The following is a 16647-nucleotide window of genomic DNA, read 5'->3' on the forward strand; positions in this document are numbered from 1 at the left end:
CAAGTGGCGAAAACGTGGCATGAATGCGACACTGCGGCAGAAATTAAGGTGCTCTCAACAATATTGAACGGTAACGCTCAACTCTGAGATATTCCCCAGTATAGGATTGAGTCGAGCCGGAATGGACGGGCATATTAGCCTTCCATAATACTTAGGGGAGGCGGCATGCTAGGATTGCTCGATGGCGAGGTGGCACGTCGGCTTTCGCGACTCGGCGAAGGCGCTGGTCCATCCGGCTTTGGCGTACCTGGAAATCTTGGAAGCGCAAACTTCGATTGGCGCACCCTGCGTGGCGGCCGCATGACCAAGTGGAAGGGCGAGGCGGCGAGCTATGCGCCAAATGTGGCGCATCTCGTCTCGAATGTCGCACGCAGTTGGGGCACCCGGCTTCTGCCGGCCGCGCTGCTGATGGGGCTTGGCGCGGGTTCGGCCAGTGGCGCCGACAGATACTGGGATGCCAACGGCACGGCACCTAACCGGGGTGGTACGGGCGTATGGGACACAAGCTCGTCTTTCTGGAGCCCCAATGGCGATGGCGTCAGCGGCCCATATACCGTCTGGAATAACGCCGCGCTCGATGATGCCATTTTCGGCGGTCCCAACGGCATCACCGCAACGGTGACGTTGAACGCGCCGATCACCGCGCATAATCTCACCTTCGACGTCAGCACCACCTATACTCTGACCGGCAGCACGCTGACGCTTGCCGGCGCGATACCGACGATCACCAACAACGGTACCGCCACGGTCAATTCGATTCTTGCCGGCAACGCCGGACTGACAAAGGCGGGCGCCGGCGTCCTGACCCTCACCGGCGCCAACACCTTCAGCGGCGGCTTGAACGTCACTGCGGGCACGCTGAACGTGAGCGGCGATTCTTCGCTTGGCGCCGCGAGCAATGGCATTGCCTTGGCGGCAGGCACCACCCTGCGAAGCACCGGCGCGCTGGCCGCTGGCCGCGTCGTGACTTTGCTCTCCGGCTCTTCCGCAATTGGTGGAGGCGTCGGCTCGGCCCACATCACCGGAGCCGGCGGCTTTACCCTAGCCGCAGCGACGACGCTGAGTGACGACACCAATGATTTCACCGGTGGGGTAGGTATCGATAGCGCCAACCTGTCCTTCACATCGATTCGCAATCTGGGCGAGGCGAGCGCCCTGGGGGCGGCGACCACGGCGGCCAACGGCGCAGTCTTCGTCCGCAATGCCTCCGCCGTTTATATCGGTAGCGGCGACACCTCAAACCGCAGCTGGAACATGGCGCCCTTCACCGGCTCCTCCGCTCTGTACAATCAGGGGACCGGCACGCTGACGGTGACCGGAGACATAGTCGCGGGGGGCGGGTATTCAGCGTCTGTCATTTTGGGTGCGCAGACCGCGGATCTGGCACTGCTGGGCGTCATCAGCAGCAATCTTGCAACTCGGCCGTTTGTATTCACCGGCGGCGGGACAAACCGCAGCATTACGTTGAATGGCGCCAACACCTTCGGCGGTGCCGTCACGATCCAGGCCGTCACCGTAAGGGCAAACGTACTGGCCGACCAGGGCGCCACCAGTTCGCTGGGGACGGGTGCCGGCGTAGGGACGATCTCGCTCAGCAACGGCGTGCTGTCCTATATCGGTACCGGAAGCAGCACCAATCGCGGGCTGTCAATCAATGGCGGCAGCAGCGTCCTCAACGACGGTACGGGCGCGCTTGCTCTTAGCGGAGCGGTTGCGTTCAATGCCGCCGCTCCGGCGGACACTTTCACTCTCGGCGGTAGCTTCGCGGGTAGTAACACCTTGTCGGGCGTGATCTCAGGCGCCGGCAACCTCGTCATGAACGGCGGCGCAGGCAATGCATGGCTGCTCAGCGGAGCCAACAGCTTCACCGGCGTGACCACCGTCACCAGCGGAACCCTGCAGGCGGGCAGCAGCCAGGCCTTCGGCACGTCGAATGCGATGGTTGTCAACGGCGGCGCGCTGGACCTGAATACCCGCGCGATCGAGGTCGCCTCGCTCGCTGGCACTGGGGGCGCCGTAGCGCTGACCGGCGCCGATCTGACAGTCAACGGCGGGGCCAGCACGAGCTATGCCGGCAGCATCACCGGCACCGGCGGCCTGGTCAAGCGCGGCACGAGCACGCTGACGCTGACGGGACAAAGCACTTACACCGGCGGCACGACGATCAATGGGGGCACGCTGGCGCTGAATTTTGCCGCGACCGCCGGTGGACCGACGAGCAACCTCATAGCCGCTTCGTCGGCGCTCAACATGGGTGGCGGCACTCTCGCCATCACCGGCGCTGCCGGTGAAGCCGACGTCCAGACCTTCAACGGTTTGAACGTCACTTCCGGCAACAACAAGATCAATGCGACCTCTGGCGCCGGCGGCAGCACAACCGTCAATTTCGGCGCCATCAACCGCACCGGCGGTCTTATCGATTTCGGCCTGCCGAGCACCGGCGCCTTCACCACCACCAATGCCGACGGCGCGCTGGGTGGGTGGGCCACGGTCAACGGGGCTGATTACGCGCAGGTGGTCGGCGGCAACATCACCGCCTTCACGGCCTATGTGAACAAGGACAATGCCGCCACCTGGGTAAACGGCGACATCGTTTCCGACCAAGGTGGTGTGGCCAATTCCCCATACACCGGCACAGTGACTGGCAGCGTAGCGTTGGGTGGTCTCAAATATACGGCCGCAAACAATTCGACTGTGACGGTCGGTGCCGGCAACACGCTGAGCGTTGACGGAGCCATCATCGTCGCTGCTTCGGTGGGTAATGCCAGCCAGACTATACAGGGGGGGTCGATCACCGGTGGAGCGGGCGGTGGTACGCTGGGCGTTATCCAGAACAGTACGGGTACAGGCACCTTCACCATTGCCTCGACCATCGTCGACAATGGCGGGGGGACCGGCTTTGCCAAGGCAGGAGCCGGCAGAGTCGCGCTCTCCGCCCTCAACACCTATACCGGCCCAACCACGATCAGCGGCGGCACGCTGTCGGTCAACACGGTTGCCAATGGCGGTCAGGCGAGCGCGATAGGCGCATCTAACAGCGCCTCCTCCAACCTCGCCATCGAGGGCGGGACGCTGCAATATACGGGCACGACTGCAACGAGCGACCGCGGTTTCACGTTGGCCACAAGCGGTGCCGTGACCGCCGGCACCATCGATGTCAGCTCTGCTGGAACCAATCTGACGTTTTCCGGTCAGGTCACCAGTCCTGACAGTGCCGGTCTCACCAAGACCGGCGCCGGTACGCTGACGCTTTCGAACGCAACCAGCAATTATTCGGGGGTGACCACTGTCAGCGCAGGCACGCTGTCGGTCGGCACGCTGGCCAATGGCGGCGTTGCCAGCGGCATCGGTGCTTCCAGCAGCGCCTCCACCAATCTGGTTCTGCAGAATGGCGGCACGCTTCAATACACCGGTGCAAACGTCACCAGCGACCGCGGCTTCACGGTGGGTACTGGTGGTGGTGTTGTTGGCGTGAGCAACGCCGCGTCGACACTGACGCTGGGCGGTACGGCGATCGGCACGGGATCCCTTACCAAGGCCGGGGTAGGCACGCTGGTGCTGTCCGGCACCAACACCTACAGCGGAGGTACCACCATCAGTGCCGGCACGCTGCGCGCCGGGTCTACCCAGGCGTTCGGGACGGGCCTGATGACGCTGGCCAACACGGCCGGCGCGACGCTGGACCTCAACGGCTTCAACGCAAGCGTGAGCGCATTACAGGGCGGCGGCCCCAGTGGCGGCAATGTCGTCCTCGGCACGGCCACGCTGACGCTGAGCGGCGGCACCGGCACCTACGCCGGTGTGATCAGCGGCACGGGCGGCGTGACGCGTAGCGGCGCTGGCGTCCAGACCATGTCGGGCTGCGGCAACACCTATTCCGGCGCAACCACAATCAATGGCAGCACCATCAGCACCGACTGCCTTGCCGACGGCTTGCAGGCCAGCGGAATCGGCGCCTCCTCTGCCGCGTCCGGCAATCTTGTCCTCACCGCTGGCGGCATTCTCAACTACACCGGCGGCTCCGTCAGCATCAATCGCGGCTTCACCCTGCAATCCGGTGACGGCAACGTGGTCGTCGCAACAGGCACGACGACGCTAGGATTCAGCGGACAGGTCACTGGGGCTGGCAGGCTGCGAAAGGGGGGCGCCGGCGTCCTGCTCTTGTCCGGCGCCAACAACTACTCTGGAGACACGGTCGTCGACGCTGGCATCTTGCGGGCGGGCTCCACCAGTGCTTTCGGCACAGGCGGCATGTTCATGCAGAACGTCGCCGGCGCAACCTTGGACCTGGCCGGCTACAATGTCTCAGTGCTTAACCTTCAGAACGGCGGACCTCTCGGGGGCAACGTGACGCTGGGATCAGGTACGCTGACAATCACCAACGGCAGCAACGCCTCCTACGCGGGTGCCATCAGTGGCACGGGCGGGCTGCGCAAGAGCGGGGGCCCAGGGGCCGCCCAGGTCCTGACGGGTTGCGGGAGTAGCTACACTGGCTCCACCGTGATCGATTCGGGCTTCCTTTACGTGACCTGCCTGGCCGACGGCGGCGCCAACAGTTCGATCGGCGCATCGAGCGCGGCAGCCAGCAATCTGGTGCTCAATGGCGGTACGCTCACCTACACCGGGCTCGGCGGCAGCACGAACCGTCAGTTCACGCTTGGCGCAGCCGGCGGCACGCTCGACGCCTCTGGCAGCGGCCCGATCAGTTTCACCAGCGCCGCTCCGGTCGCGCTTGCTGGCACCAATACCGCCCGCACGCTGACGCTTAGCGGCAGCAATACCGGCAACAACAGCCTTGCCGCGCAAATCACGGACAACGGCTCGGGAAAGACGGCGCTTACCAAAACCGGTACCGGTACCTGGGTTGTGACCAACGCCGGCAGCACCTATACCGGCGTTACCACCATCAGCGGCGGTGTGCTTGCCGTCGACAAGCTGGCCAATGGTGGACAGGCGAGTTCTGTCGGCGCGTCTTCCTCGCTCGCTTCAAATCTTGTCATCGGCAGCGGCTCGACGCTGCGCTACACCGGCGCCGGCGACACCACCGACCGCCTGTTCACGCTCTCGACCGGAACGAGCTTCATCGAATCGTCCGGCACGGGCGCGATCGTCTTCAGCAATACTGGGTCGGCCGCCTATACCGGCTCTGGCAATCGCACACTGGCGCTTGGGGGCACCAATACCGGCCTCAACACTATGGGCGGCACCATCGTCGATGGTCCCGGCGGTCCAACCACGCTGGCCAAGAATGACAGCGGCACCTGGGTGCTGACGGGCAACAACACATTCACCGGCAACACAGTCGTCAATAACGGCAATCTGATGATCGGCAATGGCGGCACGTCAGGCAATGCAGGCGCCGGCAACGTGATCGTCGCCAATGCAACGTCCACGCTCTCCTTCAACCGCAGCGACACTTTTGGTTTCACGGGAACGCTGAGCGGCGCGGGCAACATCGCGCAGATCGGCACCGGCACCACAGTGCTCACCTCGGCGGGCAACACCATCGGCGGCACCACCAGCGTCAACGCGGGCACGCTGCAGGTGAACGGCGCCCTGACCACGGCGACGATCGCCATGAACGGCGCCGGCACGCTGACCGTGAACGGCACCGTGCAGGGTCCCGGCGCCACGGCTTCGACGGTGACCGGCGATGCCGGGGCGAGCACGATCAACGTCAATCTGGGCGGCACGTTGCTGGCCAATGGCGACCTCGGCGGCGGCAACGACACGGTGAGTGTCAGCGGCACGCTCAATACGGGCGCCGCCGCGCTGAACCTTGGCGCCGGAAACGACACGCTGGTTCTCAACGATGCCGCCGCGATCAGCGGTGTTGGCGTCAACGCCGGCACTGGCGGCGAGAGCGGTGCAGGCGACACGCTTCGGGTGGTCACCGCGATAAATCGCACGCTGCGGGGCGCCAGCGTCAGCGGCTTCGAGAGCCTGGACAAGCAGGGCGCTGGTACGCTGACGCTTTTCGGAGACCACAGCTATAGCGGCGGGACGACGATCAGCGGCGGGGTGCTGCAGGTTGGCAATGGCCCAATAGCGGCCACGCTGAACACGCCAACCGTCATCAACAATGGCGCTCTAAATTTCGCCCTGAACAACGACTATACGTTCGGCGGGACGATCACCGGCTCGGGAAGAGTGTCGAAGAACAATCTCGGCACGACCACGCTCACCGCGGACAATAGTTACGCTGGTACGACAACTGTCCTTGGCGGAACACTCATCGTCGACGGCAACCAGTCGGGCGCGACCGGAACCACCACCGTTGGTCCAAGTGCTACCTTGGGCGGCAAGGGAACGATAGGCGGCAGCGCGAACGTCTCCGGCGCGCTTGCCCCAGGTGCTCCCGGCAACGCCGCCGGAACCCTGACGATCAACGGCAGCCTGGGCCTCACCAGCAGCGCGGCTCTCAACTACAATTTCGGCCAGGCGAATGTGGCCGGCGGCGCCTTCAACGATCTGGTCAATGTCGGCGGCAATCTGACGCTGGACGGGACGCTGAACGTGACACAGAGCCCCGGTGGCACGTTCGGCCCTGGCGTCTACCGTGTCATCAACTATGGCGGCACGTTGACGAACAATGGCCTCAACGTCACCGACCCAAATTATGTCGTGCAGACCTCGGTCGCCAATCAGGTCAATTTGGTCAATTCGGCGGGGCTACAGCTCAGCTACTGGGACGGCGATGGCGGTCCGCACTCCAACAGCATCGTCAATGGCGGCAATGGCACCTGGCGCGCCGCCGGCGACCAGAACTGGACCGACTCCACCGGCCTTTTCGCCGCTCCCTTCGCCAATGCCAGCTTCGCGATTTTCCAAGGCGCCGCGGGCACCGTCACGGTCGACAACACCAACGGCCAGGTACAGGCCGCGGGGATGCAGTTTGCCAGCAACGGCTATCTGGTCCAGGGCGGCCCGATCGAGCTGGTGGGCGGCGCGAGCATCATCCGCGTCGGCGACGGCACAGGCGCCGGTGCAGCCTACGTCGCGACGATCAATTCGAGCCTGACCGGCAACAGCCAGCTGGTGAAGACCGATCTCGGCACGCTGGTTCTCTCGGGGACCAACAGCTATACCGGCGGCACGACCATCAATGGCGGAACAGTCCGGATCTCGCAGGACGCCAATCTCGGCAACGCAGCGGGCGGCCTGTCGTTCAGCGGCGGCACGCTGAACACGATTGCAGACATCACGAGCGGGCGTGCCGTTACGCTCGCCGGCGCCGGCACATTCCTGACCAATGGCGGCACGACGACCACATTGACCGGAGGCATCGCCGGGGCAGGCGGGCTGACCAAGGACGGCGCCGGCACGCTGGTGATCGCCGGCGATGCCGCGCATTCGGGCGGCACGACCGTCACGGCGGGCATCCTGCAGGTCGGCAACGGGGCGACGGCCGGCACGCTGGCCGGCAACGTGACCAACAACGCTGTCCTGGCCTTCAATCGTTCGGACAGCCTGACCTTTGGTGGCGCGATCACCGGCACGGGCGCCGTACGGCAGATCGGAACCGGCACCACGGTGCTGACGGCCAACAGCAGCTACAGCGGCGGCACGACGATCTCGGCCGGCACGCTGCAGCTCGGCAATGGCGGCTCTGCGGGCTCGTTCACCGGCGACGTGACGGACAACGGCACGCTGGCGTTCAACCGCTCGGATAACTTTACCTTCGGCGGCACGATCAGCGGCGCAGGCGGCTTGAGGCAGTTCGGCAGCGGCACGACCACCCTGACCGCAAACAACACGTATACGGGCAATACGGTTGTCGATGGCGGCACGCTTTTGGTCGATGGCGACCAGTCGGCGGCCACAGGCCTGACAGCCGTCAATGCAGGTGGTACGCTGGGCGGTACGGGCATCATCGGCAGTAATGTCTTTGTCTTCAATGACGGCGCATTGAACCCAGGTGATGTCGGGGCCACACCAGGAACGCTCACCATCAACGGCGGTCTGAGTTTGCTTAACGGCTCGACCCTCAACTACAATTTCGGCCAGGCGAACGTACCCGGCGGCGCCTTCAACGACCTGACTGAAGTCGGCGGCGATCTCATCCTCGACGGCACGCTCAATGTCGCCGTTTCTCCCGGGGGAACCTTTGGCCCCGGCATCTATCGGGTGATCAGCTATGACGGCGCCCTGTTCGACCATGGCCTGAATATCGGCACCATCCCTTCGCCTGACTTCTTTGTGCAGACGTCGGTCGATCATCAGGTCAATCTGGTCAACACGGCCGGACTTACGTTGAACTACTGGGACGGCGCGGCCGGACCGAAGAACGACGGTTTCGTCAATGGCGGCGACGGGCTCTGGCAAGCTTCGGCCGGCAACGACAACTGGACCGACAGCGCCGGTATCGTCAACGCTCCCTTCACCGACAGCGCGTTTGCCATCTTTGCCGGCGCGGCTGGAACCGTATCGGTCGACAACAGCCTGGGCGGCGTCAGCGCTTCCGGAATGCAGTTCGCCACGGGGGGCTACCTGATCCAGGGCAATGACATCGCCCTGGTCGGTCCGCAGTCGATTATTCGCGTCGGCGACGGCACGGCTGCGAGCGCGGCCTACAGCGCGACGATCAGTTCGAACCTGACCGGCAACACCCAGTTGGTGAAGACCGATCTCGGCACGCTGGTTCTCTCGGGGACCAACAGCTACACCGGCGGCACGGCCATAAACGGCGGTACGCTGCAGGTATCGGACGACGGCAATCTGGGTGCTGCCGCGGGAGCCCTCAGCTTCGACGGCGGCACGCTGCGCAACACCGCGGCCTTCAGTTCCGCCCGCGACGTGACGCTCAATGCCGGCGGCGGCACCTTCGAGACCAATGCCGATCTGACACTGTCGGGCCTGATCGGCGGCGCGGGCGGCCTCACCAAGACCGGCACCAGCGCGCTTACCCTCGCCGGCGCCAACAGCTACACCGGCCCGACCACGGTCACGGCCGGAAGCCTGTTCGTCAATGGCAACCAGAGCGGGGCATCCGGGCTCACCTCGGTCCAGAGCGGCGCCACGCTCGGTGGCACCGGCACGCTCGGCGGCGACGTTACAATCGCCGACGGCGCCACGCTGTCGCCCGGTGCGGCCGACGGCACTCCAGGCACGCTCGCCATCGCCGGCAATCTGTCGCTCTCCGGCGGCTCGATCCTGAACTACAGCTTCGGCCAGGCGAATGTCGCAGGCGGCGCGCTCAACGACCTGACCACGGTCGGCGGCAACCTGGTGCTTGACGGCACGCTCAATGTCTCGGTTTCGTCAGGCGGCACGTTCGGCCCCGGCGTCTACCGGGTGTTCAACTACAACGGTACCCTGACCAACAACGGGCTGTCGGTCGGGACGATCCCGTCGACGGACTATTTCGTCCAGACGGCAATCGCCAACCAGGTGAACCTCGTCAACACTGAAGGGCTGACACTGAATTACTGGGACGGCGCTGCTGGTCCGAAGTTCAACGGCGTCATCGATGGCGGCGACGGTGTGTGGCAGAACTCGACCGGCAACGACAATTGGGCAGACAGCACAGGCGCGGTCAATGCCCCCTTCACGGACAGCGCGTTCGCGATCTTCGCGGGCGCGGCGGGCACGGTAACGGTGGACAACGGCCTCGGCCAGGTCGCGGCTTCCGGCATGCAGTTCCTGACCGACGGCTATGTCATCCAGGGCGGTCCCGTCGCGTTGGCCGGCGGACCGACATCGACCATCCGTGTCGGCGACGGCACCGCGGCCGGAGCCGGCATCACGGCCACCATCGCCGCGCAGCTGACCGGCAACACCCAGCTGGTCAAGACCGATCTCGGGACGCTGGTGCTGACCGGCACCAACAGCTACACCGGCGGCACCGCGATCAATGGCGGCACGCTGCAGGTCTCCGCCGGCGGCAATCTCGGCGATGCGGCCGGCGCTCTCGCTTTCAACGGCGGCACGCTGCACACGACGGCGAGCTTCAACAGTGGCCGCGCGATGAACCTTCTCGGCCAAGGCACGGTGCTCACCGACGCCGGCACGACGCTGACCTGGGACGGGACCCTGGCCGGCGCCGGCACCCTGACCAAGAGCGGCACGGGGACGATGACCATCGCCTCGGACAGCTCGGGCTTTGCCGGCACGACCTCGATCGATGCTGGTACGCTCGCCGTCTCGGGCAGCCTGTGCGGCATCGTCAATGTGAACGCGGGCGGCCGTCTCCAGGGCACCGGCACTGTCTGTGACACCAACAACTTCGCCGGCGGCGTTATCGCGGCCGGCAATCCCGGCGTGCCTGGCACGCTGACGGTAGCCGGCAACTATGTCGGCAATGGCGGCGTGCTGGAGATCGAAACCCAACTCGGCGGCGATGGCTCGCCGACCGACAGGCTTGTGGTCACCGGCAATACGTCGGGCGCCACCGATCTGAAGGTCATCAATCTGGGCGGCGGCGGGGCGCAGACCGTCGAAGGCATCAAGGTGGTCGATATCGGCGGCACGTCGGCGGGCACCTTCAGCCTGCTTGGCGACTATGTCTTCCAGGGCGAGCAGGCCGTGGTCGGCGGCGCCTACGCATACAGGCTCTACAAGAACGGCGTCAGCACGCCGGCCGACGGCGACTGGTATCTGCGTTCGGCCTTGATCAACGGCGATCCCGATCCGCAGCCGCTCTATTCGCCTGGCGTGCCGCTGTACGAGGCCTATGAAGGGGTGCTGCAGGCCTTCAATGAACTGGGCACCATGCAGCAACGCATTGGCAATCGGTCGTGGGGCGAGGGTGCTACGCCGCAAGGTGCGGAGCTGCCAGGCCAGGGCTCGGTCGACGGCAAGGCGATATGGGCGCGCATCGAAGCTGCCCATGCCGAGATCAAGCCGGAGACGTCGACCTCCGGCACGAACTATGACGTGACCACCTGGAAGCTGCAGGCCGGCGTCGATGGCCTGCTGCACGAAAGCGACGCCGGTACCCTGATCGGAGGGATTACGGCCCACTACGGAACCGCGTCGTCGGACGTCTCCTCGATCTTCGGGGCAGGGTCGATCGCTGCCACCGGCTACGGCGTCGGCAGCACGCTCACCTGGTTCGGCAGCGGTGGCTTCTACGTCGACGCGCAGGCCGAGGCGACATGGTATGACAGTGACATCCGGTCGGCCACGCTGGGCACCACGCTTGCGGACGGCAACAACGGTTTCGGCTACGGGCTGAGCATCGAGGCCGGACAGAAGATCGCCCTCAACGGCAACTGGTCGCTGACGCCCCAAGCCCAGCTTGCCTATTCGTCGGTCGACTTCGACACGTTCACGGACCCGTTTGGCGCCGTCGTGTCGCCCGGCAGCAGCAACAGTCTCGTCGGCCGCCTCGGCCTCTCCGCGGACTATGAAGACCAGTGGGTGGACGATGCGGGGCAAGTCAGCCGCACGCACATTTACGGGCTCGGCAACCTTTACTACGACTTCCTCGACGGAAATGATGTCGATGTGTCTGGCACGAAACTGGTCAGCGAAAATCAGGCGCTGTGGGGCGGTGTCGGCCTTGGTGGCTCGCTGAGCTGGGCGGACGGTCGCTACGCCGTCTTCGGAGAAGGGACAGCGCGGACAAGCCTCAAGGATTTTGGCGATAGCCACGCCCTGGGCGCCAAGCTCGGGTTCGCTGTGAAATGGTAGCGGCGATCGAGATGGACATGTCGACCTTGGCTTGAGGGTCGGGTCCGGCAAGGCTGCCGAGGTCTATGGAATCCGGACTTGCGGTCATCCGGCTCGTCGGCCCTGGACGTTTCCTTACCGGCTGCCGGCATCAAATACCAGGCTCGCATCCGAAGCACCCTGGCGCTCGATCACAGGGATGCCAGCGCGCTGGACATGCGCTCCAGCCCTTGCCGCAACAGAGGACGCGGGCAGCCGACATTCAGGCGGATGAAGCCTTCGCCGCCAGGCCCATAGACGCGGCCGTCGTAGAGATTAACCCCGGCCCGATCGACAAAGAACTTCTGAATTCCACCCACTCGGCGATCGAGCGCGCACGCGTCCAACCACACCAGAAACGATGCGTCGGGCCGCATGGGCGTGATGCCTGGAAGGTGTTCACCGGCGAACTCGCAAACCAGATCGATGTTGCCGGCGATGTAGCGCGTGAGTTGGTCGAGCCACGGCGCGCCGCTGCTGTAAGCAACCTCCAGGGCCAGGCGGCCGAAAAAGTTCGCATTCACCATGAATGACGCCTGCATTGCGGCAAGAAGCGCCTCGCGGCGCTTTTTGCTGGCTACCGAAATGGTTGCCGAAGGAACCCCGGCAAGATTGAAAGTCTTCGTTGGAGCGGTGCAGATGAACGATTTCTCGGCAGCATCTTCCGAGATGGAGGAGAAGACGATGTGGGGGCGATCCGACAACCTTATGTCGCAGTGAATGTCGTCGGATATGACCAGGATCCCATGGCGCTCGCAGATGTCGTTGAGCGCCGCCAATTCTTCGCGTGTCCAGGCCATTCCGGCAGGGTTGTGAGGATTGCACAGCAGGAATGCCTTGGCACCGCCGGCCGCCAGTTTCTCGAAATCCTCGAGATCGAGTTCATATCTGTTGTTCTGCAGCCTCAGCCGGTTCGTAAGCAGAACCCGCCCGTTTCCCTGAACAACTTCGAAATAGGGCGAGTACACGGGCGACTGCACAATGACGCAGTCACCGGGCTTGGTGAAGGTTCGCAGTATCGCAGCCACGGACGGCATGATCGCCGGCGCGGGAAGCAAGGTCTCCAGTTTCGGCGACCAGTTGTGCCGGTGCGCGAACCACGATTGCACGATCTCATAGTGGCGCGGATCGCGGCGTGTGTAGCCGTAAATGCCATGCTCCGCGGCCTCGCGCAGTCGCGCGATGACGGTTTCCGGAGCGCGGAAGTCCATATCCGCCGTCCACAGCGACAGCAGGTCCTGGCCCTCGACCTGGGGAGAGAACTCGTCCCACTGGTTGGCCCATTTGACGGATCCGAACTGCTGACGGTCGTGGATCTGGTCGAAATCTATTCCCGCGATATGTCGCTGCCCATGCGCCGATGCGGGCGTGTCTGCACAAGCCATTTGATAGTCACCTTGCCGCGGGCATTGCTTGTGGCATCATCATCGCCTCCTAGGATTTGTGGCCACGCGCCAATTGGCGCTCCATAGATTGCGAGTAACGCGACATGCCGAAGCAAAAGCTCCAGTAGACCAACCCCGCAAAGAGGTAGCCGGTTGATGAGATCGTCGGGCCTGCCCAGTTCGGATCGACGCGCGCCGTTTCGACGGCCTTCAGGAAATCCGCGATGCCGACGATGGCGACCAGAGTCGTGTCTTTGAACAGACCGATGAAGGTCGAGACGATGCTCGGTATGACGATCGTCAACGCCTGAGGGAGGACGATCAGGCGCATCATGTCGAAGTAGCCGATCCCGAGCGCCTTGGCCGCTTCGTATTGGCCCTTCGGGATCGCCTGAAGGCCGGCTCTCACGACCTCGGCCATATAGGCGGACGAGAACAACGCTATCGCGATGAGCGGGCGCAACAGACGATCAGGTGTCAGATAATCCGGGACGAAGAGCGGCATCATGAAGTTCGCCATGAACAACACTGTGATAAACGGCACGCCGCGGACGACTTCGATGAACGTGACGCAAACCGTCTTGACGAAAGGGAGTTCCGATCTGCGTCCAAGCGCCAGGACAACCCCGATCGGAAGCGAGAAGACGATACCCACGATCGACATCAGCAACGTGATCAAGAGACCGCCCCAGAGCGTCGTATCGATGACAGGCAAATGAAGCCAGGCAACGCCGCGCACGAGAACGAACGCGGCCACGGGGTAGACGAGGAAGAACAGCAACGCCGCCACTTTGCGCCGCGGAGCCTTCGTCCACAGGAGCCAAACGATGAGGATGGCGCCGATCGCCTGCGCAAGGTCCACCCGCCACCGCTCGGAAACCGGATACGCGCCGTATCGCAGGTAGTCGAACTTCTCGGCGATGAAAGGCCAGCAAGCCCCCTGGCTGTTCGTACGGCAAGCTTCGTGGCCGCCGCTCCAGACCGCGTTGAAGATCGCAAAGCTCAGGAAGTGATGCAGCAGCCACGCGGCGAGGAGGACAAAGCATATTGTCAGCGCGCCTGAAGACGGCGTCGAAAACAGGTTCTTTTTCATCCAGCTCACTGGACCCGGTCGAACGTCCGCGGGAGGCGCCATGGCTGGTATGAGCGCGCTGATGTCAACTGGCGAACGCATGGACTGATCGCTCATCCGTCACCTTTCAACGATTGCAAAATGTCGGTTGCACGCGTTCATGACCAACGACGTGGCAAGGGAGATGACGAGATAGACCGACAGGGTAATCGCCATGACCTGGACGGCGGCTCCGGTCTGATTGAGCACCGTGCCGGCAAAGATCTGAACGAGGTCGGGATAGCCGATGAACACGGAAAGCGACGAGTTCTTGATGAGGTTGAGATACTGGCTTGTCAAAGGGGGAATGATGATGCGCAGCGCCTGGGGAACGACGACCAGACGAAGCGTCTTGCCCGGCGCCAGCCCCAGCGCATGCGCAGCCTCGGTCTGGCCCTTTGGCACTGCCTGGATTCCACCTCGCACGATCTCGGCGATGTATGAACCGGTGTAGACCGACAGACCGATCAGGAGAGCGGCAAACTCCGGATAGAGCTGATGCCCGCCTTGAAAATTGAAACCCCGCAGCTGCGGAGCGACGAACGAGACCGGCTCGCCAGCCGCCAGGAAAAGGACCAACGGAAATCCTATCAAGGTCGCCAGACTGACCAGAAGCACCGGCAGCTGCTTGCCCGTCCGTCTCTGGACGCTCCTGGCGCGAAACCAGAATGCAACGCAGCAGGAAATGGCCGCAACGAATGCCAGGCCCACCAGACCCGCTCCCGGATGCAAATGAATCTCCGGAACGATGAGGCCGCGATTGTTGAGGTAGATGCCGCCGGGAATGGCGATGGACGCCTTCGGCGAGGGCAACGGCTTGAGGACGGCGTTGTACCAGAACAGCAGCTGCAGCAATAACGGAACATTGCGCACAAGCTCGACATAGGCGGTCGCCACCTTCGAAACGATCCAGTTCGGCGACAGGCGGGCAACGCCGATGACGAAGCCAAGCAACGTCGCAAACAGGATTGCGAGGAGACTGACGTAGAGGGTGTTGACCACTCCCACCCAGAACGCCTGACCGTAGCTGGACAATGCATCGTACGGTATCAGGGTTTGATTGATGTCGAAGCCGGCAGACTCGTTCCAAAAGTCGAATGAGAGCGGAATCCCCCGGACCCGCATATTCGATGCAGTCTGCATGCCGATGCCTAGGGCCAAGGCCAGCAGGCAGCCGGCGAGCAAGAGCTGGTAGAAGATGCCCCGCACCTTCGTATCGTGCAGGGACAACCTCCTGCGCGACGGCGCGGGAAGCGACAAATGGGACATGGGCTGTTCCTATCGGGTCCGTGCAAGGCGCTGACGGTAACACGCCAGCGCCTTGCAACCATGCCTTTGCCTAAAGCGCGTCGGGTTTGAACGGACTCAGGCGACGCGCTTTAGGGTCTTCGTTTTTATGCATGTCGTTGTCTCAAAACCGGGGCCATTTTTGAGCGACATGCATTAGCGGATCGGCGGAGCGTACTGAACGCCGCCTTTGTTCCAGAGCGCGTTCATGCCGCGCTCCATTTTCAGCGGCGAATCCTTGCCGACATTGCGATCGAACACTTCGCCGTAATTGCCGACCTGTTTGATCACTTCGACCGGCCAGTTATCGCCGAGCCCGATGTCCTTGCCTATGCTGCCTTCCACGCCAAGCAGGCGGCGGATGCTGGGGTTGTCCGACGATTTCATGGCATCGACGTTCTTGGAGGTGACCCCGTATTCCTCCGCGGCCACCATGACGTAGAGCGTCCACTTCGCCACATTGAACCACTGGTCGTCACCCTGCCGCACCGCCGGGCCAAGCGGCTCCTTGGAGATCAGCTCGGGAAGAACAATGCTGTCGTCCGGCTTGGCCATGCGAAGCCGCGACGCGTTCAAGGTGGAGGTGTCTGCGGACAAGACGTCGCAACGTCCCTCCTCATAAGCCTTCACCACAGCTTCCTCGTCCGCGAAACCAACCGTCGTGTACTTGATCGACTGCGAGCGAAAATAGTCGGCAAGGTTCAACTCGGTCGTGGTGCCCTGGGTGACGCATATCGATGCGCCGTCAAGTCCCTTGGCTGACGTGATATTGTCCGCCTTGCGCACCATGAACCCCTGGCCGTCATAGAAATACGTGCCGGCAAACAGTATGCCTAGCGACGTATCGCGGGACGATGTCCAGGTTGCGTTGTGGGCGAGAATGTCGATCTCTCCCGACTGCAAGGCGGTGAAGCGATCCTTTGGCGTCAATGGGATGAACTTGACCTTTTGCGCATCCCCGAGCACGGCAGCGGCCACGGCGCGACAATAATCGACGACAAATCCGGTCCATTTGCCTTCATTGTCGGGGAGGCTGAAGCCAGCCGTGGCCGAATTCGTGCCACAGGTCAGCACGCCATTTTTCTTGACATTGTCGAGGGTTGCGGACCACGCCGAGGAGGCGGTGCACGCGATGGCGAGGGCAAGTAGGCCCTTGAACGTTGATCTCATTTCGGCATTCCCCTGTTATTGTTGAAAGGGAATGTGCTCTCC

Annotated in this window: 5 protein-coding genes; 1 reads left to right on the forward strand and 4 read right to left on the reverse strand. The window is 63.5% G+C overall.

Annotated elements, in window-relative coordinates; genetic code table 11:
* Positions 1 to 300 precede the first annotated feature (300 nt).
* Positions 301 to 11634: an autotransporter-associated beta strand repeat-containing protein gene (locus X726_RS1000000170560; protein WP_023671111.1), complete on the forward strand. Its 11334-nt coding sequence runs from the start codon at positions 301 to 303 to the stop codon at positions 11632 to 11634.
* Positions 11635 to 11804: 170 nt separating this feature from the next.
* Here X726_RS1000000170560 and X726_RS149490 read toward each other — a convergent pair whose 3' ends face one another.
* The 4 genes from X726_RS149490 to X726_RS149475 all read right to left on the reverse strand — a co-directional run bounded on the left by X726_RS149490 (position 11805) and on the right by X726_RS149475 (position 16605).
* Positions 11805 to 13037, reverse strand: coding sequence for a MalY/PatB family protein (locus X726_RS149490; RefSeq protein WP_050588556.1), 1233 nt, complete (start codon positions 13035 to 13037; stop codon positions 11805 to 11807).
* Positions 13038 to 13086: 49 nt separating this feature from the next.
* A complete protein-coding gene (locus X726_RS149485) occupies positions 13087 to 14211 on the reverse strand; it encodes an amino acid ABC transporter permease (RefSeq protein WP_031215105.1) in 1125 nt (374 codons plus the stop codon).
* 18 nt (positions 14212 to 14229) lie between these two features.
* Complete coding sequence (locus tag X726_RS149480) at positions 14230 to 15417, reverse strand: amino acid ABC transporter permease (protein ID WP_023671114.1); 1188 nt, start codon at positions 15415 to 15417, stop codon at positions 14230 to 14232.
* A gap of 174 nt (positions 15418 to 15591) precedes the next feature.
* Positions 15592 to 16605, reverse strand: a complete 1014-nt coding sequence (locus tag X726_RS149475) for an amino acid ABC transporter substrate-binding protein (protein ID WP_023671115.1) — start codon at positions 16603 to 16605, stop codon at positions 15592 to 15594.
* Positions 16606 to 16647 lie beyond the last annotated feature (42 nt).

The organism is Mesorhizobium sp. LSJC285A00 (assembly GCF_000503155.1).
Lineage (GTDB): Bacteria > Pseudomonadota > Alphaproteobacteria > Rhizobiales > Rhizobiaceae > Mesorhizobium.

Excerpts from the sequence above, each read along its gene's own strand:
- X726_RS1000000170560 (WP_023671111.1), top strand. The coding sequence starts at position 301 with ATGACCAAGTGGAAGGGCGAGGCGGCGAGCTATGCGCCAAATGTGGCG.
- X726_RS149490 (WP_050588556.1), bottom strand. The coding sequence starts at position 13,037 with ATGGCTTGTGCAGACACGCCCGCATCGGCGCATGGGCAGCGACATATC.
- X726_RS149485 (WP_031215105.1), bottom strand. The coding sequence starts at position 14,211 with ATGCGTTCGCCAGTTGACATCAGCGCGCTCATACCAGCCATGGCGCCT.
- X726_RS149480 (WP_023671114.1), bottom strand. The coding sequence starts at position 15,417 with ATGTCCCATTTGTCGCTTCCCGCGCCGTCGCGCAGGAGGTTGTCCCTG.
- X726_RS149475 (WP_023671115.1), bottom strand. The coding sequence starts at position 16,605 with ATGAGATCAACGTTCAAGGGCCTACTTGCCCTCGCCATCGCGTGCACC.